This window comes from Nonomuraea sp. 10N515B (assembly GCF_052245915.1).
GTDB lineage: Bacteria > Actinomycetota > Actinomycetes > Streptosporangiales > Streptosporangiaceae > Nonomuraea.
The window spans coordinates 268,844-292,162 of record NZ_JBQQBQ010000012.1 but is presented as its reverse complement, the minus strand read 5'-3'; the positions used below and the strand labels follow the sequence as shown (position 1 = coordinate 292,162).

At 62.6% G+C, this 23,319-nt stretch carries 20 protein-coding genes; 6 read left to right on the top strand and 14 right to left on the bottom strand.

Annotation, left to right across the window (positions count from 1 at the left end; genetic code table 11):
• Positions 1 to 120 precede the first annotated feature (120 nt).
• The gene (locus ACTWQA_RS20895) at positions 121 to 969 is read left to right on the top strand and encodes a transposase (RefSeq protein WP_443160829.1); all 849 of its coding nucleotides are present in this window, start codon (positions 121 to 123) and stop codon (positions 967 to 969) included.
• Positions 970 to 1,013: 44 nt separating this feature from the next.
• Here the strand turns inward: ACTWQA_RS20895 and ACTWQA_RS20890 are convergent, their stop codons facing one another.
• Positions 1,014 to 2,093: a glycosyltransferase gene (locus ACTWQA_RS20890; protein ID WP_443160839.1), complete on the bottom strand. Its 1,080-nt coding sequence runs from the start codon at positions 2,091 to 2,093 to the stop codon at positions 1,014 to 1,016.
• A gap of 267 nt (positions 2,094 to 2,360) precedes the next feature.
• Here ACTWQA_RS20890 and ACTWQA_RS20885 point away from each other — a divergent pair, with 267 nt between their 5' ends.
• Positions 2,361 to 3,347, top strand: a complete 987-nt coding sequence (locus tag ACTWQA_RS20885) for a class I SAM-dependent methyltransferase (RefSeq protein WP_443160828.1) — start codon at positions 2,361 to 2,363, stop codon at positions 3,345 to 3,347.
• Positions 3,348 to 3,764: 417 nt separating this feature from the next.
• Here the strand turns inward: ACTWQA_RS20885 and ACTWQA_RS20880 are convergent, their stop codons facing one another.
• From ACTWQA_RS20880 to ACTWQA_RS20865, 4 genes are all read right to left on the bottom strand, one after another.
• On the bottom strand, positions 3,765 to 5,261 hold the full coding sequence (locus ACTWQA_RS20880; protein WP_443160827.1) for a hypothetical protein: 1,497 nt from the start codon (positions 5,259 to 5,261) through the stop codon (positions 3,765 to 3,767).
• A 327-nt stretch (positions 5,262 to 5,588) separates the two neighbouring features.
• Entirely contained in the window at positions 5,589 to 6,290 is a 702-nt protein-coding gene (locus ACTWQA_RS20875; protein ID WP_443160826.1) for a class I SAM-dependent methyltransferase, read from the bottom strand.
• Positions 6,291 to 6,297: 7 nt separating this feature from the next.
• Positions 6,298 to 7,263, bottom strand: a complete 966-nt coding sequence (gene rfbB, locus ACTWQA_RS20870; RefSeq protein WP_443160825.1) for a dTDP-glucose 4,6-dehydratase — start codon at positions 7,261 to 7,263, stop codon at positions 6,298 to 6,300.
• Positions 7,260 to 8,327 carry a glucose-1-phosphate thymidylyltransferase gene (locus ACTWQA_RS20865; protein WP_443160824.1) on the bottom strand — a complete coding sequence of 356 codons (1,068 nt, stop codon included), beginning with the start codon at positions 8,325 to 8,327 and terminating at the stop codon, positions 7,260 to 7,262. Before ACTWQA_RS20865 ends, rfbB begins: the two co-directional genes overlap by 4 nt.
• Positions 8,328 to 8,761: 434 nt before the next feature.
• On the opposite strand from ACTWQA_RS20865, the gene ACTWQA_RS20860 reads away from it, so the two are divergent.
• Positions 8,762 to 9,769 carry a glycosyltransferase family 2 protein gene (locus tag ACTWQA_RS20860; RefSeq protein ID WP_443160823.1) on the top strand — a complete coding sequence of 336 codons (1,008 nt, stop codon included), beginning with the start codon at positions 8,762 to 8,764 and terminating at the stop codon, positions 9,767 to 9,769.
• On the opposite strand, the gene ACTWQA_RS20855 is transcribed toward ACTWQA_RS20860, so the two are convergent.
• From ACTWQA_RS20855 to ACTWQA_RS20835, 5 genes are all read right to left on the bottom strand, one after another.
• Entirely contained in the window at positions 9,720 to 10,412 is a 693-nt protein-coding gene (locus ACTWQA_RS20855) for a GNAT family N-acetyltransferase (RefSeq protein ID WP_443160822.1), read from the bottom strand. The two genes, ACTWQA_RS20860 and ACTWQA_RS20855, sit on opposite strands and share 50 nt — an antisense overlap.
• 80 nt (positions 10,413 to 10,492) lie before the next feature.
• Complete coding sequence (rffA, locus tag ACTWQA_RS20850; protein WP_443160821.1) at positions 10,493 to 11,647, bottom strand: dTDP-4-amino-4,6-dideoxygalactose transaminase; 1,155 nt, start codon at positions 11,645 to 11,647, stop codon at positions 10,493 to 10,495.
• 329 nt (positions 11,648 to 11,976) lie between these two features.
• Positions 11,977 to 14,322 (bottom strand): hypothetical protein, encoded by a 2,346-nt coding sequence (locus ACTWQA_RS20845; RefSeq protein WP_443160820.1) that lies wholly within the window; start codon positions 14,320 to 14,322, stop codon positions 11,977 to 11,979.
• A 686-nt stretch (positions 14,323 to 15,008) separates the two neighbouring features.
• Positions 15,009 to 15,689 carry a class I SAM-dependent methyltransferase gene (locus ACTWQA_RS20840; RefSeq protein ID WP_443160819.1) on the bottom strand — a complete coding sequence of 227 codons (681 nt, stop codon included), beginning with the start codon at positions 15,687 to 15,689 and terminating at the stop codon, positions 15,009 to 15,011.
• Positions 15,690 to 15,998: 309 nt separating this feature from the next.
• Positions 15,999 to 16,295: a hypothetical protein gene (locus ACTWQA_RS20835; protein ID WP_443160818.1), complete on the bottom strand. Its 297-nt coding sequence runs from the start codon at positions 16,293 to 16,295 to the stop codon at positions 15,999 to 16,001.
• Between the two features lie 810 nt (positions 16,296 to 17,105).
• Here ACTWQA_RS20835 and ACTWQA_RS20830 point away from each other — a divergent pair.
• Positions 17,106 to 18,365, top strand: coding sequence for a nucleotide sugar dehydrogenase (locus ACTWQA_RS20830; protein WP_443160817.1), 1,260 nt, complete (start codon positions 17,106 to 17,108; stop codon positions 18,363 to 18,365).
• A gap of 284 nt (positions 18,366 to 18,649) precedes the next feature.
• Here the strand turns inward: ACTWQA_RS20830 and ACTWQA_RS20825 are convergent, their stop codons facing one another.
• The 3 genes from ACTWQA_RS20825 to ACTWQA_RS20815 form a co-directional block, all read right to left on the bottom strand.
• Positions 18,650 to 18,913: a hypothetical protein gene (locus ACTWQA_RS20825; protein ID WP_443160816.1), complete on the bottom strand. Its 264-nt coding sequence runs from the start codon at positions 18,911 to 18,913 to the stop codon at positions 18,650 to 18,652.
• A 407-nt stretch (positions 18,914 to 19,320) separates the two neighbouring features.
• Positions 19,321 to 19,530 carry a DUF397 domain-containing protein gene (locus tag ACTWQA_RS20820; RefSeq protein WP_305925488.1) on the bottom strand — a complete coding sequence of 70 codons (210 nt, stop codon included), beginning with the start codon at positions 19,528 to 19,530 and terminating at the stop codon, positions 19,321 to 19,323.
• Entirely contained in the window at positions 19,527 to 20,336 is an 810-nt protein-coding gene (locus ACTWQA_RS20815; RefSeq protein ID WP_443160815.1) for a helix-turn-helix domain-containing protein, read from the bottom strand. The genes ACTWQA_RS20820 and ACTWQA_RS20815 overlap by 4 nt, the downstream gene beginning before the upstream one ends.
• Positions 20,337 to 20,439: 103 nt before the next feature.
• Between ACTWQA_RS20815 and ACTWQA_RS20810 the strand changes: the two genes are divergently transcribed.
• Both ACTWQA_RS20810 and ACTWQA_RS20805 read left to right on the top strand, forming a co-directional pair.
• Complete coding sequence (locus ACTWQA_RS20810) at positions 20,440 to 20,925, top strand: ATP-binding protein (RefSeq protein WP_443160814.1); 486 nt, start codon at positions 20,440 to 20,442, stop codon at positions 20,923 to 20,925.
• A 307-nt stretch (positions 20,926 to 21,232) separates the two neighbouring features.
• The gene (locus tag ACTWQA_RS20805) at positions 21,233 to 22,492 is read left to right on the top strand and encodes a S8 family peptidase (protein ID WP_443160838.1); all 1,260 of its coding nucleotides are present in this window, start codon (positions 21,233 to 21,235) and stop codon (positions 22,490 to 22,492) included.
• A 323-nt stretch (positions 22,493 to 22,815) separates the two neighbouring features.
• Here ACTWQA_RS20805 and ACTWQA_RS20800 read toward each other — a convergent pair whose 3' ends face one another.
• Entirely contained in the window at positions 22,816 to 23,316 is a 501-nt protein-coding gene (locus ACTWQA_RS20800; protein WP_443160837.1) for a nucleotidyl transferase AbiEii/AbiGii toxin family protein, read from the bottom strand.
• Positions 23,317 to 23,319: the final 3 nt, after the last annotated feature.

Here is a 23,319-nt window from a genome sequence, read left to right as displayed (position 1 = left end):
GCCCTTCAGCTAACCAGACCGGCACCAACGGTGGGGAGATAAATGGCCGCCGTTGGGGAGACCTTCGTGGCCGCCAGCGGGGAGAACTCCAGGCCGCCTACGGGGAGAACTCAGTGACCGTTGACACCCAAGGGCGAGGACTTCTTCTGGAACGGCTACAAGTTGCACATCAGCGAGACCTGCCACACCACCGCTGAGGCGAACGGCGACACGAACGGCGAGAGCATCGTGCCGCCCAACCTGATCACGAACGTGGCCACCACGGACGCGACGGTGCCCGACAGCCAGATGACCGAGAAGATCCATCAGATGCTCGCGGCACGTGGGCTGCTGCCCGGCGAGCACTACCTCGATTCCGGTTACCCGTCCGCGGAACTCCTCGTGAGTGCCCGCCAGAGGTTCGGGATCGCGCTCATCACCCCGGTTCTGCTTGATCACTCATCGCAAGCCCGCGCCGCCGCCGGCTACGACCGTTCGGCGTTCACCATCGACTGGGACGCCGAACAGGTCGCCTGCCCGCAAGGACAGGCGAGTTCCTCGTGGAGCCGGTGCACCCAGCGCGGTACCGAGGCGATCGTGGTCAAGTTCAGCGGCGAGGCCTGCCGGCCGTGTCCGGTTCGCTCCTTGTGCACCTCGGCCACCAAGGGGGGACGCCAGCTCACCATCCGCGCCCGCCCACTCCAAGAAGCTCTTGACCAGGCCCGCATCGATCGGGCCAGCAGGCACTGGCAGGACAAATACAAGCTCCGCGCCGGAGTCGAGGGCACCATGCGCCAGGCCGTCGCGGTCGCCGGGGTTCGCCCGGCCCGCTACCGAGGACTGGCGAAGGTCCACCTCGAACACGTCTTCTCCTCCGTGGCGCTCAACCTCATTCGTCTGGACGCCTGGTGGAACGGGCATCCGCTCGACCGGACCCGCACTGGCCACCTGGCCCGCCTCGAACTGGAAGAACTCGCTCTCGCAGCCTGAGACGAGTTAACCAGCAGGGTCCGTGACCAGTACAAACGCATGACCTACCGGCCGCATCGGTCGTTCAAGAGTCGCTGGTACAGCTTCAAGTGCTCCTCAACAAGGATGGTCCCGTCGAGGTTCTTGCGGGCCCAGGCACCCGCCGCAGCCGCTAGCGAGTGAGCCAGCTCCGAATCGTCAAGGAGACGGTATACGGCATCCGCCAAGGCCACGGGATCGGAGGGAGGAACAAGGACGCCGCGGCCATCCAGAAGCTCGGGCGTGCCTCCCACCGCGGTGGCGACGACCGGTCGTCCAGCGGCCATGGCCTCCATGATCGCATTACTCAGGCCTTCGTTGAGCGAAGGAAGAACGGCCACGTCCGAGCGGGCAAGGAATGGTCTGACGTCGGTGCGAGATCCCATGACCCGCACGTCGACCTTGAGATCGGACGCGTACCTCTCCAGGCTTCCACGCTCGGGTCCGTCGCCGACGAACACCAGAGTGCAGGGCCGATCCTTCAACGAGAGCATCGATGCGGCCTCGATGAGGAAACGATGCCCCTTTACCGGCAAGAGATTGGCCACGCATACAACCACGGGGAGAGAGGTCTCGATCGGCTCGGGCGTGATCCGCTCGAACGCTGATGCCGGAAGACCGTTGTAGATGACGCTCAGCTTCCGTCCCGGCACACCCTCCACAATGCGTGCGTCTTCCATGACCGCAACGGCATTGGCGATGACGTGATCCGTGATGCGAGTCGCCCACCTTTCCACGGCGAACACCCACCTGCGCCCCTGTTTGAAAAAGCTCTGACTACGTCGGCCGGCGACCACCACCGGAACCCCCGCCAGGCGGGCGGCAGGAGCCCCCAGCACGTAACTCGCATACAGAAACGCATGGAACACCTGAGGCTTGAGCCGCCGCAACAGCCGGACCAGGCTGATACCACCCTTCAGCCCTTTGGCTAGGGCCTCCGGCCGAGACGCGAAGGAGCCGAGCCGCAACTCATGCACCTCGATCCCGGCCGAACGCAATGCCGGTGCATGAGCCCCACCCTCCTGCAGGAGGATCACGTGGGTATCCATGCCACTGTGCCGTAGCGCACGAGCCAGTAAGCACAGCTGAACCTCCGTGCCCCCCATCCGCTGCAATTCGTTAATGAGGAGGGCAACTCTCCGAAGCGCTACCACGACAGCTCCCATGGGCACTCATCGACACCGAGTCGCTACTCAGCGTGTCCGATCGGACCCTCATGGTCAAGACAGACAAAGGGTGTGTCGCACGAAGCCGCGAAGGCCCGCCTCTGCGATACTCGTGTCGGGTCGATCACGCTCTGTAGTAGCGAGCCATCGAAGGGTCATGCCCCCGACACATCGTCATCCTTCTCCATCTACTGAACGGTCAGTCGAATGACTCTGTCGAAACCCACGCCTGTCGGCAGTGATCCAGAGAATCCGTGGTACTCGATGCTGCGCTGCCTCCGCTGCCATGCCGCGCTCCGCCTCCTCCACGGCGAACTCGCATGCCAGGCATGCGCGAGCACGTACCCCATCGACGACGAAATCCCGAGATTCGTCCCGCAGGAAAGCTACGCCGAAGGATTCGGTTACCAGTGGAACCGACACCGGCTGACTCAACTCGACTCCTACTCCGGCATGCCGATCTCCCGTGATCGGGTCATGAATGCCAGCGGTTGGACCGCAGAGGAGTTGCGTGGAAAGACCGTGCTTGAATGCGGTAGCGGCGCCGGGCGCTTCACCGAGGTACTCTGCGAGACCGGCGCCATCGTGACGTCGTTCGACATCTCCAGCGCGGTCCACGCGAACGCCGCCTCGAATAGTCGCTTCTCCAACCTGCGCCTGCTACAGGCCAGTATTTACGACTTGCCGCTCCCTGAAGAGTCCTTCGATTACTTGATTTGTTTCGGCGTGATCCAGCACACACCAGACGTCGAGCGTACCTTCAAGACACTCTTCCGTTACGTGCGCCCGGGTGGCCGTTTCTGCATCGACGTGTACGCGGCACCGATTGCCTATCTTCATCCCCGGCATCTCCTACGCCCAGTGACCAAGCGTATTCCTCCCGCGCGGCTCTACGGGATCGTCCAGAAAATTGCGCCGAAGCTCCTCCCGCTTTCCATGATGCTCACTGCAATACCCCGTGTAGGAGCGTATCTGGCCCGCTTGGTTCCCGTCGCGAATCATCGGCATCTTAACCTGCCCAACAAGAAGGCCATGCGAGATTGGTCAGTGCTTGACACCTTTGACTGGTTCGCGCCACGATACGAGCGGCCACAGACACGTAGGCGTCTGCAGCGGTGGACGAAGGAAGTCGGTTTGTCCAAGGTATCGATCGAACGTCACCGCGGACTATACGTGATAAGCGGCATCAAGTAGCCCGGCACGCAACGCATTCAGTTGCTGTGCGGGCCGGATCGTCAACCGTCTTGGCCGGCACCTGGTAAGCGCCTGAACCTCGGACAACCCAACAACGCTCCCGCCATTGGACATCGTCGTGAACATCGCCGACGCGCCGCCGGGACCGCACTGCCCAACACAGATGGGGACAATCACAGCGCCATCCACCCCGCTGACCAAAATAGCGGACGGTCACATACCCATCCGGAAGGTCACGACCTGCCCTCGGCCTGAATGTTGACGCATTCAGGCGTTGAGCCTTCTTCATCCATGCCCATCAACGGGTTCTGGGAACAGTCGCAATCAGGCCCAGGGGCTGATCCAGGTGAACGGGATACCGACGGCAAGCTGCGCACAGTCGGAATGCGGTGGGGCCTTGTGCGCAGAGCAGATGCCCTACGAGGCCGCCTCCGTCCGAGTGCCAATGACGGGCGTCGTGTCACTATTAGTGGCGGTGCGCCGCGCTTTGCCGTGGGCCATGGTGAGGGCCAGCGCCATGCAGGCCAGGGGGAATGCGGGTAGAAGATAACGGTATTCGGGCCAGCCCGTAGCTACCGCGAGCACCACGAGTGCAACCGCTATTGTCCATGGCATCACCGACGGAGCCGGCAGACGTCTATAGCGGACTGCAAGCACCATGGGTGCCGCCATCACAGCGAACAGGCCAAGCCCAGGCAGAAATACCCAATACTGATACCGTTCGAGGAACATCTGGAAACGATCGATTCCGAGGACCGTATCTCCGTATCCATACATTGCCGCCATGTCCACCGCCCGCGGTTGGACTCCCATGTATTTTGCAACTGAGAATAGAAAGACGGAATCGTTGTCCACCGGGGGGTCGCTCATGGCAAAGGCCCGGGCCAAGTCGCGCACCACTACCAGAGTGTAGTCCACAGGCTGGGCAGCGATGGCGTGCAGTGCGAACCGTCGTGCGAGGGAATTGTTCTCCGGGCCGAACGGAGGGCTACTCGTATGGTAATACCAGGCATTAGGCCCCCATTCGTAGGATCCAGGATCCTTCGGATGCAGCAACAGGTTCCATGGCCAGGCGCCTGCGGCTTGGTACGATTTCGGCGGGCAGAGTGGTGCGAGATCGGCCGGGGGCCGTATCTCTGCGCAGTCGGCGAACGACATAGTGCGCGACCAGAGGATCAGCCCGTTGTTCGCGCCGACGGTGAGCCAGCCGTGGTGTACCTGAAACCACAGACCATAGGCCAAGAGCGGCGTGAGGCAACTCGCTATGGCCGCGAGCAGCGTGCGGAACCTGACTCGCTGCACCAGTAGGAGCGCCAAGTACACGACCACAAGGGGCATACCTATCGATCTGGTGAGCGCGGCGGCGGCGATAAGGAGTCCTGCCAATACTGCTGTCGGCACTGTAAGTCGACGCCGCCATAGGGTGACGACGACAGCCCCTGTCAGACAGAAGGTGAACAGCGTCTCGCTGAGCAAGGAATGCTCGATCAAGAGTTGGCGAGGATCAAGGAAAACGGGAAGAGCAGCGGCCGCCGCCAGCATCGGGCGCACCTGCCATCGACGGAGCAGGGCATAAACCATGATCCCGATACCAAGCCCCATGACATGTTGGATCGCCGCTACGAGCACATTGCTATGAAAGGGCAGGAGAGTTCGGAGAAATATTGAATAACCTAGAGGCTTCGCGGGGTTGGGCAAGAGTTGCAGCGAGTGGGCCACGTAGCTGCCTGAATCTCCAAACCAGAACGCTCGCGGATAGCCAAGCATGGCTGCCGAACGCAAGAACACAGCGATGGCGACGGCGAAGACGATCGGTTTACGAACGACGGTGAACAGAAGTGATTCAAGAGGAGCGGCGGCGGAGCCATCCGGCCTCATGCCACTGAACTCTCGTTCCCGGCGCAGTCGATTCATGAGACGGCTACTCGTCATTTGAGCAAATTCCTTCGAACTTCATGGACGCGTCCAGCTCGTCCTTGCGCCGCGACTAATGCACTCAAAGAGTAATGGACGCACCGCGCGAAACTGCGATGCACATAATTGGGAGAGCCCTGACATGTGCGGTGTCGGCGATAATTCGCGTTACGTCGTCGTCGCGCCAGGTATGGCGGTTCGTCGGGCTTGTCAAACGTGCGGTCTGGGCATGCCCGACTTGACTAATAATCGACCATGGTCGATAACCCCGCTACCAGCGGCTCTTCTACTTGTCGATCAGATTCGCCAAAGCATGAAAGGATCCGTTTATTGGCGCGGTCGGTGTGCTCGTGCGATCAGTGAGACGCCGGGCAGAGACTTCACCGGCAGGTACCTTTCCAGCATGATCACTGCTGTGAGTCCCAGATTGACCAGGCGCGGTGTCTCCATGACATCGGACCCGGAGGTGTGTTTTCGCCGCCGGGCGACGACGGGCCGGAGCAATACGTTCCAGCTCCAGACCCGATCGATGGTCAAGCCCTGCGCCGTCAACAGTGCGTACAGGCCGTCGTATGTGTAGCGGCGGACATGGCCTGACGCCACATCATGCGCCGACCAGAGCGTCATGTCGCAGGGTACGGAGATCAGCGCCGTTCCACCGGGCCGAAGCACGCGCAGGAGCTCTCGAGCCGCTCGGCCGTCCTCCTCGATGTGCTCGAGCACATCGAGGGCGAGGACGAGATCGAATGATCCATCGGGCAACGGCAAATCACGTGCGTCAGCGTGGATCGCCTTCAGCCCACGTCCGCGAGCGAGTTCCACCGCTGTTTCCGAGTAATCCGCGACCAACGCGTCCCATCCGTGCTGAACCAGCACCCGCGTGTTGCCGCCCCCTGCGGCACCTACGTCGAGAGCCCTGCCCGGTGTGCCGAGGCGGCGCAGCTCACGCGCGAGAATGGCGCGCCGCTCGCGATACCACCAATGCCGGTCCTCCAACTCGACCGTGCGACGAATCTCCGTGGCTTCCATGGTCCCCCTAGGTCAAGCGACGCCACCATGCCTGGTTGTCGCGGTACCACTGCACGACTTCAGCTAGACCTTCGTCGAAGGTGACCAGGGGTTCGAAGCCGAGCCCCTGGATTTTGCTGCTGTCGACTGAGTAGCGTCGGTCGTGTCCAAGCCTGTCCGGCACGTTCTCCACCATGCTCCAGTCCATGTCGCAGGCGGCGAGCAGCCGATATGTGAGCTGCCAGTTGGTCAGCTCGATCCCGCCCCCGACGTTATAAACCTCGCCACCGGCACCCTTGGCCAGGACCAACTGGACCGCACGGCAGTGGTCCTCAACATGGAGCCATTCGCGGGCATATTGGCCGTCCCCATACAGAGGAACGCTCCGTCTGTCGATCAAGCGAGTGATGAAGAGCGGGATGATCTTCTCGGGGTACTGATAGGGGCCGTAGTTGTTGGAACAGCGGGTCACCCGGACATCAAGCCCATAGGTCTGGTGGTACGCGCGGCAGAGCAGGTCCCCTCCGGCTTTGGAAGCCGCATACGGGGAGTTGGGCAGGAGCGGCTCGGATTCGACGCAGGATCCGTCATCGATGGATCCGTATACCTCGTCTGTGGACACCTGGATCACCGTACGGACGTCGGTGTCCAAAGCCGCCTGCAGAAGCTGTTGCGTGCCGTACACATTGGTGACCACGAAATCTCCGGGACCGGCTATCGACCGATCAACGTGAGTCTCCGCCGCGAAATTGAGTAGGACGTCGTGACCTGGCAGCACCTCGGCGAGGAGTTGGGCGTCGGTGATGTCCCCGTGGACGAAGGAGAAGCGCGAGTGCCCAGTGACCGGACGCAGATTCGCGAGGTTGCCGGCATACGTGAGTTTGTCCAGCACGGTCACATGTGCGTCCTCGAAGCCGGCGTAGCGGCCGGCTATCAGCGACCGCACGTAGTGGGAGCCGATGAATCCCGCACCGCCTGCCACGAGGATTCTCATGCCCGCACCTGCACCTTGCTGTGGTCGCCCAGCATCAGTTGATGCGTGTTGGGAACTCCCTCTGCCCGGGTGACCTCGACGTTCCGCCCAATCAACGAGTACGTGAGCCGGGACACCCCCTTAATGGTGGAGTCCTTCAGCACGATGGCATATTCCACCTCTGCGTCCTGCAGCAGGCAGTTCTCCGCGATCGAAGTGTAGGGACCGACATATGAGCTGCTGACCTTGGTCCCGGCACCTATGACCGCAGGTCCGCGGATCACCGATCTCTCCACCGATGCCCCGGCCTCGATGATCACATTGCCGGTGACTTCGGAACGCGTGTCCACCATTCCCCGGACTCCCGGAGCGATCCTCTCCAGCACGATGCGGTTGCACTCCAGCATGTCCTCGAGTCGCCCCGTGTCCTTCCAGTAGCCGGTGACGAGGTGGGAGTGGACGCTGAAGCCGTTGTCAATGAGCCATTTGATCGCGTCCGTGATCTCCAGCTCGCCGCGCGCAGAGGGCATGATCGCTCGGACCGCTTGGTGGATGGCCGGTGAAAAGGTGTAGACGCCGACAATCGCAAGATCGCTGCGTGGGCGCTCGGGCTTCTCCTCCAGCCGGAGGATCTTCCCCTCCGGGCCGAGTTCGGCGACGCCGTAGAACTGGGGTTCGGTGACCTTGGTGAGCAGGATCTGGGCGTCGTAGTTCGCCATGCGAAAGGCATCGACAAGGTCAGCGATCCCGCCGATCAGGAAATTGTCGCCCAGGTACATCACGAAAGGCTCGTCCGCCAAGAAGTCTCTGGCGATCAACACGCAGTGCGCCAGACCCAGCGGTGCTTCCTGGGGAATGTAGGTCACGTGGAGGCCGAAGCGTGAGCCGTTGCCGACGGCAGCCCGAACCTCGGCTCCCGTATCGCCGATGATGATGCCCACGCTGGTGATGCCCGCGTCCCGTATGGCCTCGAGCCCGTAGTAGAGGACAGGCTTATTCGCAACGGGAACCAGTTGCTTCGCTGATGTATGGGTCAGCGGGCGAAGCCGTGTCCCCTTACCACCCGCCAGAACGAGCGCCTTCATCGTCTGCTGAGTCCTTCCGCGAAGAGCGCATGGCGGTAGTGACCACCATCCACTCGATCGTGCCGAAGAACTCCAACGTGGAGCCTTCCGCCACTCAGCGCTTTGTTCAAAATTGTTACGCGCCTTGCCGTGACCAGACTTTTCCACGATTACGACATATTCCCGGACGGCGTGTCACATGGCCTATCAGCAACATCGTGATGATGATAAGAGCCAGAACCAGGACGATTGAAATTCCGACAAATCCGACAATAATGGGAATCCATGGCGTTCGGTCGATCCGACAGACGGCATCGGCCCACAGGTCGGGAGTCATCGCCCGACAAAGGCGGCCGATCTGCGCCAGGGGCGATCAGATCCACGAGCAAGGCGGCGATACACAAGCACAATATGAGTCGACACTTAAAAGCTAACGCTGATAATCGAGGGACCAAATGTCGGTGTCTGTGGTCATACCATGTTATCGCTCTGCGCGTACTCTTCCGACACTAGTGAACAGACTCACATCCGTCCTACATGATCTGTCCGTTCCGCATGAGGTGATCCTTGTCGTCGACGGGAGTCCAGACGATACGTGGAAGGTCGCCGAAGAGTTGGCCCACCAGGCAGGGCCTGTTCGCGCAATCCTGCTGTCGCGTAACTATGGGCAACACAATGCTCTGGTCGCCGGAATAAGAGAGGCGGCATTTCAAGTGGTCGTCACGATGGACGACGATCTGCAACATCTGCCCGAACAGATTCCCCTCCTGTTGGCCGCCATCGAAGGCGATCACCTCGACCTGGTGTACGGCGTCCCGCACGACGAGGAGCACGGTTTTCTCCGCAGCCTCGCCTCCAGGACGGTCAAGGCGTGCATGGCCCGCGCACTGGGAATTCGAAGCGCACGGACGATTAGCGCCTTCAGGGCCTTCCGCACGCACCTGCGCGACGGCTTCAAAGAACTGGCCGGACCCCACGTGTGCGTCGACGTGGCCCTCTCATGGGCCACCACGCAAGTCGGCTCAGTCGAGGTGCGGATGAACAAACGCGTCGATGGGCGGTCCAATTACACACCACGCCTTCTGCTTCGGCATGCGGCTAATATGCTCCTCGGCTATAGCGCCGCTCCCCTGCGCGCGGCGAGCTATCTAGGATTCCTCGTCGGCGTTTTGGGACTGCTCTTGGGCGGCATTGTGCTGTGGCGATTCGCAAGGGGCGACACCACGGTGGCCGGGTACACCACGATTGCCTCAATGGTGGCGTTGTTCTCATCGGCGCAGTTGACGGCCATCGGTGTGCTCGGAGAATACATCGGTCGCATTCATGGCAGCGGCATGGGACGGCCGGCCTATTTGGTCTGTCAGCGCGTGGGGTCGTCCGGCTCCGTGGAAGTTCATCGACCGCCAGACGGCGCTATGCTCCGCCCCCGTGCAGGAGTGGTCGCCGGATCAGGTGAACGGTGAGCAGGGTCTGTACTGGCACGAACCCGTACCTCGTCCAGGCGCGCTGCACCCGTGTGTTGTGCCCCTGGGTGGAGATGACAACTTCTGCCGCACCACGCCCGAGCGCGCGATCCTCAACCGCTCTCAGCAAGTGAGCGTAAAGCCCACGCCCTTGTACCGCGGGGACGACACCGGCCAGCAGAATCTCCGTCGTTGATTCGTCCTCCTCCAGCGTGGCGATGCCGCAGACGCGGGAGTCGTCAGTCAGCGCCAGGCACTTCCCAGCAGCGGTCGATCTCAATGCCCATTCCTGATAGCCCTCCAGAGCCGCGGCGGCACCGAGGAGAGGATTCGCCAGATAATGATTTCCATATCTCGCGAATATCTCGGAAATAAGCGCTCTGACCATGGCTACACTGGTCAATTCGGTAGCGCGTATATCCCCTTCCGGTTCCGGTGGGCGGCCTTCTCCCGCGGGCAAGCGCCAATACACCAGAGTATCGGCGAATACGGCTGCCCTGTCGAGCATGGCCAGCTTCGCGAACCATCCGACATATTCCGCTGGATATCGCAGGACGATGACGTCTGCAGCCGAGCCCATGATGGCTTCGCGGACGGCCGGAAAAGAGAATCTCGTCTCATCGACAACAGTCAGTCGCTCCACCGAATACCCGAATCGGGCGGACTCGAGTGGGGACGCCTGGGCTCGCATGGCATTCGCCCCTATCACCGTGCGCTGCGCAATCAGCTCAGCTTGTATGTCCGGGCGGCGTCAATGACGTGTGCCACGTCGTGCTCATCCAGATCAGCGAAGAGCGGCAACCGGACCAGCCGATCGGCGATCTGCTCCGTGACGGCGCAGCCCCCGGGGGCCTGCCGCCCGTGCCGCATCCCAGCGGGCGCTGAGTGCAGGGGCTGGTAGTGGAAAGCCGCCTGCACGCCTCGCTTGGCCAGGTGAGCGATGAACGCCTGGCGATTCTGTAGATCGGGGAGCAGAAGATAGTACAGGTGAGCCGGGTGCTTGCAGCCGTCCGGAATCATGGGCTGTGGAATCCCATTGCTCGCCGCCCAGTCAGCCAAGCCATCATGATACGCCTGCCATACGGCGTGACGGCGCAGCTGGATCTTGTCGAACGATTCCAACTGCGCCATGAGTAGTGCCGCCAGCACGTCGGACGGCAAGTAGCTCGAACCGATGTCGAGCCAACGATATTTGTCCACCTGGCCCCGGAAGAAGCGGCTGCGATCAGTGCCCTTCTCCCGCACGATCTCAGCTCGCACGACCAGCGCTGGATCGTTGAGGAGCAGCGCGCCGCCTTCTCCGCACTGAACGTTCTTGGTTTCGTGAAAACTCTGAGCAGCTATGGAGCCGAACGACCCCAGAGGCTTCCCGTGGTAGGAACCACCCAAGCCGTGCGCGTTGTCCTCGATCAGGGCAAGACCGTACCTCTTGGCAACCTCGCCGATGATCTCCATCGCGCAACCGACGCCAGCGTAATGAACGACCACGATGGCGCGCGTGCGATCGGTGATGGCCGCCTCGATGAGCCGCTCGTCTATGTTCAGCGTGTCCGGCCTGCAGTCGACGAACACGGGTACCGCCCCCCGCAGCGCATACGCATTGGCCGTCGACATGAATGTGTACGACGGCATGATCACCTCGTCGCCGGACCGGAGATCAAGCAGAATCGCCGACATTTCAAGGGCATGCGTACAGGAGGTGGTGAGGAGAACCTGGCCCGCCCCGGTCATCTCGCTAAGGAGCCGGGTGGCCCGATGCGTGAAGGGGCCGTCCCCGGCCGTTTTTCCATGTCGCACAACCTCCGCGACGTAACCCAGCTCGTTCGCCGAGACATGCGGCCTGTTGAAGGGAACAGTTCTCAACCTGGTTGTGCTCACAGTCGCAAGTGAACACCGGTGGGACCGTTGACGCGCACACTGCCGCCGCGTGTTGGGAAGCCCTTGCGGAGGTCTTACCCGCAACCGACCGGTAGATCGCCGGCTCGGCGGAGATCGATCATCGTTCCGTCCGCCCTGTTCCAGGGTGCGCCCCTATTCGAGTTGCCTCGATGCTCCAAGATAGTTGTCAAGCGGCAGCTGGAGATCATTGAGGGTTTCCATCCTGAAGCCGGGCGTTGATCCACGCGCCCCGTGTTTCCCGTTCGATCACAGAACCCGGCCCTTGCTGACGCAGCATGACCCCGACCCGTATTACTGGCGGACTATTTCTAGTCGCGGCTGTCGCCCGGTATCCGGTACACGGAGTAGTTACTGGAGCGGAACATGAGCGGGGCGACGTCCTCCATCTTTGAGCCCGGGCCCATTCTGCGTTCGTCGACAAACAGCCAGGTCACTCCGTAATGCTTTTGCAGATGACGGACAGTGGCCCTTGACGGTGCTTCGAACGCTTGCCTGTTCGCCTCGAACCGGCGAGGATCCCAGAACTGAGGATCGATATTCCGTCCCGGTTGCCAGCTTTGCTGTCCCCGCGGTGTGTACCCCCACCCCTCGAGGAGGACACGGCGCTCGGTGAACGCAGACACCCAAAGTCGGACGTGGTTGCACGGAGCCTCCAGCCGCCAGTCGCAGTGCGCGTTCGTCGCGATCAGCTCGTCCGGCCGTGACTTCGCGCGCAGCCACCGTAGCGCGGTCAAGGCGGTTGAGGGCATCGCCTGCGTCTCCTCGGGGGCGTTCGGCAAACGGAGAGCTCCGTCCCTAACGGGCACACCAATGACGGCGAGGCGCTCGTATATCTCGACAGGCAGGCTCATGGCCATGAACGAGACGATCGCCACTGCCCCGGCGCGAACCCAACCCATGGATACCGCCAGGTAGGCGATCACCAGGACGGCAATGATCGCGAAGATGACGTACGGCCTGAATAGGTCGGCCTCCGATTTGCCCGGTCCCAAAGGGACGCCGACTGCGAAGAGGACAGGCAGCACGAAGGCCGCCCCGGCTCCGACGATGGCCGCGAAGGTCGTCCCGTGCGGCAAATTCGCGCGCGACAGGGCGAGGAGCAGGCCATAGACCGCGACGATGGTCAGGTAGGGAAGGGCGCCCATCAAAAAATAGAGCTCGCCATGCCCGGGATGGCCGAACATCAGCACCACGCCGAGCCCTGCGGCACCGATGCCGAGCATGAGGGTCACACCGGGGCTGGTCAACAACCCCGGCCGACTGGCCAGTCCCGCGATCCCTGACCAGGCCAAGGTCCAGCACAGCAGATACACCATCGCGAGACCGAGTAGCGCGACCAGCGCGGGCTCACTGTTGGTCAGCTGCAACCAGGTCACACGCATGTGAGCGAGAGGAGCGAAGACCATCCCCAACTTCACCTGGCCGAACAGCACGAGGTGCGAAAAGAGCAGACATAGAGCGGTCATCAGCAGGATGGCCAACGCAGCCCAGGGCATCGGACGTCTTTTGACGACCTCGACCACGATCACGGCCATCAGTCCCGCGAAGAGCAAGGGTAGAAATATGGCCTTGGCCCCTATGATCGCGATTAGAAAGATTCCCAATAGGAGCCACTTGACAAGACCCGAGCGTGCGCGCCGGACAAGGTCCAAAGTGAGAAGGACCACCGGGGCGAACAGGAGGGCGCCGAAGGTCTGGCTGGGGCTACCCCACGTGACGTCCTGAATTCCGCCATAGGTGAACCCCCAGTTGGGGCCTTGATAGAGATTCGGTGTCCGCAAAAAGAGAGTTCCGGCGACGGCGAGCAGCGCTCCTGTCCAGGAACGGGTCAGGCGCCGCCCCGTCATCGCCACAAGTATGAGCAGCACGGCCAGCATCGGCAGCATGCCTAGCCGCAGGAGCAGAACCATCGGTTCCACTCCGGTGACCCAGCTCGCCGCCGCCAAATGCGCGTGAACGAACCAGTGGTAGTGCAGAGGTTCACCGGCGACGAAAGGGAATGTCGGTGGGAAATGATGTCTCAGCTCACCGAGCAATGCCAGGTGAAAAGTCCGGTCGGCACTATGGCCCCAAAGTTCCGGGCGGGCGACATCGAAGGTCCGGTAAAAGGTGACCGCACTGAGAGCGATCATGTAGGCGATGATGAGGGCCATGGACCACGACCACCATGCGGGGGCCTTCAGGTGACGCTTGCCCTTCCAATGCCGGCGCAGCCCAGGCACCGCCAGGAACAACGCATACGTGACGACCGGCCAAACGATCACTAGGAGAGGCAGTCCGATCGCGCGTGCGGGAATATAGGCGAGCACCTCTATGGCGTATCCCAACGCGGTTCCGAGCGCGACCTCTTCCGCCAAGGTCCTTTTCCCGCCGTACGTGGCACGAATGAGCAACGTGCCAGGAAGCGCCAAACCAAATATCAGATAGGCTGCAAAAGCAACGATGTCCAGGACGGAAACGTCATAAAAGACGAGCACCGCCGCGATAAAGGTCGTCACCGCCGCTGCGGGCAGCCACCCCGATATCGCTATTTTTCGTTCCCTCCAGCGTCGGCCGGCACGCTTCTCGTGTAGTGACAGGCGATTCGGCCGAATGGCTTTCTGACATTCGGTTTGAATCGACGAAGGACCTGCGGGCGTGGGGACCTCATTCATGTGCGCAATTCTGACTGGGAACGGCTCCGAATGAGGGGTCAACATCCTGTTCCTGGCGATAGCTTTGCCGGTGTCTGCCCAAGGTAACAACGAATATTCGGAAAGGATGTATTCACCACGCCGCGCCCGATTTGAGGATGTCCCTGAGCGGCAGATCCAACCGCGGCCGACGTAACGCTTGTCGGCAAGCATGAACAGGCCGATGGCCTGCAGCGGCGCAGGATGCCCCAGATCCGAACGGCTTTGAGGTCGTGCTCCTTGTGCTTGCCCAAGTGCGTGCCGTTGAGGCGCTCGCTGTTCGAGCGGAGGTGAGGGACCACCGCCGCTGTCCTGTCGCAGCAGGGCGGCTGCAGATACTCGCCGTAGCCACCGACACCGGCCGACCCTGCAGACACGTGACCTCTGTCTGGCCCTGGACCTGCTCATCGTGCCGAAGAACACCGAGAACATCCGCTCCAAGCTCAACCACTTTCAGCCGCGGCATTCTCGTCGAGACGAGCAAGGCCTGTTCGCTCAGCCGCGCCCGTGAACCGGTAACGAGCCTCCGACCAGCCCGCATCACCCGATCCCAGCGACGAAAGGGACATCGAGAACCGTCCTCTCACGTCGACCATCGGCCTGAAGCCGTCAGGACACCCCACCTGCTCGCCGACTATGAAGATGGAAGAGGACCCCTGTGTGGTGCCCTACCGCGTCTTGCGGAAGACACGCATGTCCTGCGCATACACGACGCGATGCACAGTCTTAGCGACCTCCCGTTCGAGCCCGTTCTCCATCGCCCATCCCTCCACAGTCGCGATGGGAACGGGATGGATCCACTCCCTGGCAACGATCACATCGTGCAGGCGGCTAGCCGCGTTCCGCCACAATGGCCGGGCACTCATGTCCCTGTAGATGTACACACCCCCCACCCGGACGGACGCGCAGGCATTGTCGAACACCATCCGCTGCGCAGGAACCGGCACGTGGTGGATGACGTCCTGCATGTGGACCACGTCATAGGTGCGATCCGGCCACGGGGAGCGGGCGTCACGGCATTCGAACAACAGCGTTGAGCCGGTGTCACCGAGCCGCTCTGCCATCCCGTTCGCCAACCCGATCGCGACCGAGCAGGAGTCGAACCCGTGTCCCTCGATCCGCCTGCCATGGGCCGCCAGGAGCCCGAGCCACAATCCTGACCCGCAGCCGAGGTCGAGCACGCTGGAGCCCTCCGGAACCATGCTGAGCGCCTCCTCGAACGGGCAGACCAGCACGCGGAGCCGCTGCTTGAGTCGGAGCGCGATGGGCGCGCCCGCGTATAGCCGCCAGGCATCCCTGGCCAGCTCTTGCCGTTCGAGTACGCCATGGTGGTTCTCTGCTGTGTCCATATGTGAATCGTCATTTCTTTGAATGGCAGGAGGCCTAGGCCAAATGCCATGAAACGGAGCAGGAGAGCAGGAAATAGGCAGGCACGAGCGCCGACCTCCAGGAGGCTGCCAATCGCCGCTGGGCGTTCCGCTCCGCTATCTGCGGAGGGTCTCGCCGAGGTGCTTTCGCGGCCCAGTCACCACCGAATCCGAAGTCGTCGGTGCGAGCTCGGCCAATCGGCCACGTCCATCTGGGTCATGCCTGTGAGATCCACCAGGCGACTCTGGCCAGACCTTTTGCGGTCGTAGATGGCCGTGCTCACCACGGGGTCATGGGCCGAGGTCCTCAATCCAGTTCGTCGGCGCTGAGTTCAACGGAGAGATCGACATCCATGAAGGCGGGATGTCGGCAAGGCTGTCCCGCCAGGCTGCCTTCAGCGCCGCGCCCCCGCCCCTGATGTTCATCCTGTGGAGGTGGATTCGGCTTACCTTCCCGGCCATGGCGATGGGCCTCACCTGGGCGGTATCCACGATCGTCATCATCCAAGGCGGGAAGAAGTCATCGAGGAACGCATGCACCCAACTGGGAGCGTCACGTCCTTCATAGAGCACGGTGTCAACGGTCACCTGCCTGGTGGCACCCTGGAGGACGGCGCTGGTCTGGGTTGGCTCCACGGCTGCCTGTGTGTCCATTTAATCCCCTGATCGCTCGTGGCCGTGGGCCCGCCAATGCCGTGCCCTTCACGGCTATGGTGCGCTGGCAATATCCGGTGAGGTGCGTGCTTTCTGCCGCGCCATGCCCAGAACGGAGAATTTCTTTGCCTCTGGGTGAGTTCCACCCACAGTCGGAGAGTCCCTGCCGTACCGGCGCACGTGACCTGCTCCGGTCGCATTGCGATGGGCAACCGCACGGGTCCCTGCCTGGCCGCACGTCCGGCCATGGCGGTGACCTTCGACGGTGCCGGAGTTGTACGGCAGTGCGCGGCCGGCGGTGACGGCGTCCCGGTCACGTGCAGGCCGGTGACGAAGGAGGCGCCTGACTAAGGGCCGGCACGCACAGCTCGTCGAGCCGGCGTTGCTCAGCGCGATCGAGGTTGGCGGGGTTGCGCAAGAACCAGCGGACCGTCTGCCGGACCGCCGGACGCCCATGCGGTGATGGTGCGGCGGGCAGGCCAGACCGCCACGGCGGGACGTACTGGCGGGCCGTGGCATGCCGTTGGCGCGCGCGCACTGCAGCTCGACGCTGTAGCCGTGGCTCGCTGGAGGATTCCCCCATTCCTTGACATTTCTCTCATACTCCCGGGCCTAAGGCCCCAAAACCCGTAGGAGCGGCGACGGCACGACACGCCACGCCACGGGTGCACTGAAATGGGTGATATGGGGGCACCGAGCGCTTACAGTTAGTCACATCTCACTCTAAGTGACGGGGGTCCGGAAATGAGAGAGAAACTGGTAGTCATCGGACAGGGTTATGTTGGCCTGCCACTGGCAATGCGCGGAGTCGAGGCGGGGTTCGACGTCGTGGGGATCGACGTGGACGAGTGGCGGGTCAAGCGGCTGAGCGCCGGTGAGTCCTACGTCGAGGACATCAGCGACGACCAGGTGAAGGCCGCGCTGCGCGCCGGCTGCTACATGGCCAGCGCCGATTACGCCGACGCCAAGGAGTTCGACATCTGCCTGATCACCGTGCCGACCCCCCTGTGTGAGAGCGCTCCGGATCTGCGTCATATCGCCTCAGCCGGCCGTTCCATCGCGCCGCTGATTCAGCGAGGGGCCACAGTGGTCCTGGAGTCCACCACCTATCCCGGCACCACCGAGGAGTATCTTCGCCCGATCCTGGAGAAGGGCTCCGGGCTGCGCGCGCCCGATGACTTCTTCCTCGGCTACAGCCCGGAACGCATCGATCCGGGCAACTCCCGATGGCGTCTGGAGAACACGCCGAAGGTCGTGTCGGGCATCGACGAGTATTCGCAGAAGAAGATCGAGGTGTTCTACCGGCAAATCGTCCGGGACGTCGTTCCCGTCTCCTCTCCCCAGGTGGCGGAGCTGTGCAAGCTCCTAGAGAACACCTTCAGGCACGTCAACATCGCTCTGGTGAACGAGCTGTCCATCTTCGCGCAGCAACTCGGGATCGACGTCTGGGAGGCGATCGACGCCGCCTCCACCAAACCGTTCGGCTTCATGCGCTTTACGCCGGGCCCCGGCGTCGGCGGGCACTGCCTGCCCATCGACCCCTCCTACCTGTCATGGGCGGTGAAGCGGGGTCTGGGACACAACTTCCGGTTCGTCGAGCTGGCCAACGACATCAACAGGAGCATGCCAGACCACGTCGTACGGCGGCTGGCGCTGGCCCTCAACAGACGAGCCAAGCCGATCAAGGGCAGCCGACTGCTCCTGCTCGGACTCGCCTACAAGAAGAACGCAGGAGACTGCCGCGAATCCCCCGCGATCGAGGTCGCCAAGTCTCTCTGCAAGCTGGGGGCCCGAGTACGAGCCGCCGACCCGTACGTGAAAGGTTTCTTGGCTTCACCGAATATCGAGATCGTCGAGGCGAGCCGCCAAGAATTCGAGCAGGCTGACGCCGTCGTCATTCTCACCGACCACGACTGCTTCGACTACGAGATGATCGAGCAGGTGAGCCCGTTCATCTTCGACACGCGCAACCGGTGCCGGGGACCCAACGTCGAACGACTCTGACCAAGATCAACGACGGGACAGCTATCTCGGGTGTTCCACTGCGCCGCGGGTCTGCTGTTCCCGCTGCAAAGACATGGCCATGTTCCCTCCCTGTTTGCTGTACCAGCCGATTTCCCAGTTGGCAGGACGGCGACGCTGGTGGTTCACGATATGGGCGCCGACGCGTAGTTCTCTGCGGAGGGACACGTCTCCACATGGTCCCGCAGCTGATCCAAAGATCCGTCGTTCAGTGGACAGGCGGCAGCGGAGGCCAGCAGGCGCGGGCGTTTCGAGGTGATGCGGGATCAGTTGGCGGGTTCGACAGTGACGCTGCAGCCGAGGGCTTGGAGCCGGCGGGTGTGGCGGCGTTTCTCGCGTTCGGGATCGAGACGGTTGTCGTAGAAGCCGGTGCCGCGGTCGATGAAGCGGGCCGTGGGGTCGGAGAGCAAGTGCCAGATGATGGTCAGGATGGAGCTGCTGACAGCGACGGTAGCTTTCTTGTTGCCGCGGCGATGGGCGATGCGACGGTAGTGCTCGACGAGGAAGATCTCGGCCCGGCCAGTGGCCACGGCCGCCTCGCCCAGGACCCGGGCCAGGTAGGCGCTGCCGGGGCCGGTGGCACCTTTACCCTTCTTCTTGCTGGCCAGATTCCTTGACGCCGGGGGCGAAGCGGGCCCAGGGGGCTAGGTGCCTGGCGGTGGGAAGTGGCTCATCTCCAGGCCGATCTCGGAGATGATGACGTGCGCGGCGGTCGGGACCGCTGCCAGGATCTCGTAGCACCGCAGACGTACACCCCTGCCGCAAAGACGCGGCCACGTTGCTGCCATGTCTCTCGTGCTTGCCTGATTTCCGAATTAGAAGTTGGCTTGTTGGTGCTGGGTGTCTACGACATGGTCGCGAGGGCGACCATACGTACCTCGTAGGGATCATGGACGCACGAAGGGGCCTACCCATCGGCAGACCCCTCGTGGGCTGACTAGAAGTCGAACTCTCCCTTGGACATGCCGTCCTTGAAGGCGTCCCACTCGGATTTGGTGAATATCAGGGCAGGTCCTTCCGGGTGACGACTGTGCCTCACCCCTACCCGCCCTCCACCGAGAGGGGCAACCTCCACACAGTCGCCGCCGGTACCTCCGCTGGCCTTAGCCTTCCGCCAGGCAGCAGTGGCCAGCTCTTCCTCGGTCATAGTGACTCCATCACCCTCATAGTGATCTTCACGGTTTCGTAGGTCGGCTGGGCCAGGCCGGAGAGTAGTTCCCATCTCTGATTCAGCTTGTGGATCATCTCCGCGTGCTGGATGACCTCTCCAGTCTCGGCGTTCTCCAAGAACGCCGCGTTGGCGCCGTCATCGGATGCCAGTACGAACGGGCCGATCAGGCCCGCAGTGCTGCACGACGAAAGGGGGACAACCCGCACGGTAACGTATGGGCGGGTCATCATGTCTAGCAGATAGTTGACCTGTTCCTTCATCACCTCCGGTCCGCCGATCTGGCGGAGGAGGACGCTCTCATCAAGGATCACGGAGATGCTCGGCGGGTTGGCCCGAGACAGGATGGCCTGACGTTGGAGCCGAGCATTGACGGCCTTCTCTACCTCGCCGGGGATGGCTCCCGGTTCTCCTTCGAAGACAGCACGAGCGTAGGCGGGCGTCTGGAGAAGGCCAGGGACCAGCGCGAGCTGGTAGATGCGAATGCTCTTCGCTGCCGCCTCAATAGCTGGCCATCTGCGGAACCACTTGGGGCTGACGTCCCGTATTGCCGGCAGCAGCTCAAGCAGCTCCCCATCCAACCCGAGCACCTTTTCTAGCCCTCGGGTGAAAGGCTCCGTGGGTGGCCTGGTGCCGCGCTCCACGGCGCCCACCAGGCTTTCACTGCAGGGAATCAGCGGCGCCAAGCGTGCATGGGTTAGACCGGTCGCCGTCCGATATTTGCGCATTCGTCGCCGATATTCCTCGCTGGCGGATTTGCCGATGCTATTCCTGTCTTCCTCCATATCGCACCTTCCGGCATTGCCCTACGTCCGTACGCACAAGTGAATCACATGTTGTGAAGATTTTGGATGGGCCTTTCCGGCGACATTGCCCAGGTGAAGGGTCATGCTTGGGCCTGTAGTCACACAGATCCAGTGGAAAATGTACGCCTCCGAGGTGACCATGCAGGTAGACGTAATAGATCAGCCATACGCAGGCATCAAAGAATGGCTTACCGGCGAGATCGGCGACGGTGCCCTACTTCCCGGGCTGGCCCGTCGAGAGCTTCGGAAATGGGTGGGCGATCACCCGGCGCTGGCCGACCTTCAGCTCATCGCATCCGAGCTCGTGACCAACGCGCTGGTCCACGGTGCTGGCGCTTGGGTGCGGATGACGCTCCGGCCGACGGACGAAGGGGAACGGCGCTACTGGCGGTTGACTGTGGTGGATCCTGGCCTGTCGACATGCGTCCCGCTGCCGCGCATGCCGGGGCCGGATGAGTCGCGGGGCCGGGGCCTGTGGATCGTGGACGCGCTGACCTGCGGCTGCTGGGGCACCGACCGCACGCAGGCTGGGGAACGAGTCGTGTGGGCACTGCTACCGCGGGATTAGGAAAGGAGATTGCGGAGCATACGCGATGAGGTCGGGCGCGGCGCTCATAAGGCGGAAAAGGTTGCAGATCGGCGGGGACCGCTGCGCTTCGACCCCCTGGCTGCGCTTTCAGACCTTCGCGTGCCTTAGATCAACGATTAGCTACGGGACGCGGCTGACAAGCAGCCCTGATTGCACCTCGCCGTTCTATAAACGGCCAAAACCATCGTCTCAGAAGTCCACCATGGGCGCGCCTGCACGGCGGGACGGCCCTCCTCTGTTAGAACAACAGCGCCATGACCTGGAGAAACACGTTCTGACGCCCGGCATGGCGACGATCCACTTCAGAGCGGAGGAAACCACCGTGCGTAAAGCGCTCCTGGCTGTTCTGTTCGCCATCTGTCCCGTTCTCGCGAACATCCCTGCCGTATCCGCCGACACGAGATCCGATCCGGTCGGCAATTACATCGTCGTACTGGATGACGACCAGAACGCGCAGACCGTCGCCAGCGCCCATGCCCAAGCGCATGCCGCATCCGTCGGGCATGTATTCAGCCATGCCCTCACGGGTTATGCCGCGCGGATGACCAGGTCACAAGCGGCGGCAGTGGCAGCCGACGATCGCGTGCGGTGGGTGCAACCGGACGGCGTGGCGAAGATCAGCATCCAGACATTCCCCACCGGGATCAACCGGGTCGACGCTGAGACCAGCCCGACCGCGCGGGTCAACGGCGTGGACGAGCCGATGAACGTCGACGTGGCGGTCCTGGACACGGGCGTCGACTTGGACCACCCCGACCTGAACGTCTACGTCGCGGGCGCGAGGAACTGCTCCGACGGCACCAGCGCTGACGACGGCAACGGCCACGGCACTCACGTCGCCGGCACGGTCGCCGCCAGGGACAACCTCCAGGGCGTCATCGGGGTGGCGCCCGGCGCCCGGATCTGGCCCGTCAGGGTGCTCAACAACAGGGGCTTCGGCTTCTTTTCCCAGATCATCTGCGGCATCGATTACGTAACCGCGAACGCCGACCAGATAGAGATCGCGAACATGAGCCTCGGCGGCTTCGGGACCGACGACGGCGCCTGTGGCACGGTCAACGGAGACGCCATGCACCAGGCGATCTGCTCCTCTGTCGCGGCTGGGGTCACGTACGTGGTCGCCGCGGGCAACGCGCGCGACGACGCCGCGAATCACATTCCGGCCGCGTACGACGAGGTCATCACCGTCAGCGCGCTCGCGGACTTCAACGGCTTCCCCGGCGGCAGCGGCAGGCGCACCTGCCGGGCCGACGTCGACGACACGATTGCCAACTTCTCCAACTTCGGCGCCGATATCGACCTCATCGCCCCCGGCACATGCATCCTGTCCACCTGGAGAGTGGGCAGGTACACCACTATCTCCGGGACCTCGATGGCCAGCCCTCACGTGGCAGGCGGCGCCGCACTCTACAAGGTCACGAACCCGGCCGCCTCGCCTGCCCAGGTGAAGTCGGCCCTGCAGAACGCGGGCACGCTGAACTGGACATGGCCGGCGGACGACCCTGACGGTGCGCAGGAGCCGCTGCTGAACGTCGCCACGCTCTGAGCAGCACACGGGAAAGCGAGCCCTCGTAGGCGGTGTCCACGAGGGCTCGCCCCATGCCGCCGCACGTCACGCTCCAGTTCCCTATCATCGAGACGGCTCTCGATCTGCTTTTCAGCTGATCGCGTCGTGCCTCCCGCGAAATCCCTACACCTCATGAGCGGTTCGACGGGAGCGGAGGAGACATCGGGGGCTCCTCCTCATCTGCCGGAGAACGATCCCAGTGAGACACGATCATGAAGGGCTCCAGGTCAGCCGGCGGCGGCTGATCACTAACATCGGCATCAGCTCGCTTCGGCGGTGTAGTGTCTCCGGTCGGCGCCTTATCAGAGATCTGTTAGGAGATCGTCCAGTGACATAAGCAGGTCGCGATCACGGTTGTATCCCCGGTTGGTGATCAAGCTGACGGCTTTACGCGCTATGTCGAGGTCTTCGGGCGTCGCCGTTTCCATGAGAGCCCGAAGATCTGCGAGGTCTTGCGGACGAGATTGGTCATCACGGGCCAACAGCTTGAGCGCGACGAGATGTCCTGTTGTCGCAACGGGAAGGATCAAGTCCGGCACAACCTCCAGGAACTCGGCGGCCTCGGCTATCTCCGGCTCGATCCCTGAACTGGCGAAGAGAACATCGACCAGGACATCCACGCCATCAGCAGTATGTTTGAGTCGAACCGTGGCCAATCGCCCGTTGTCGTGCTCGATTGAGGCGAAGAAGGTGTAACCCTCCCCCAGCAGGCGACGTACCAGCTCTTCCGCTCCGGCGTCATCCGCAACCGCAACGGCGATATCGATATCACGGGTAAATCGCGGCGTGGCCCGCGCAGAGATCGC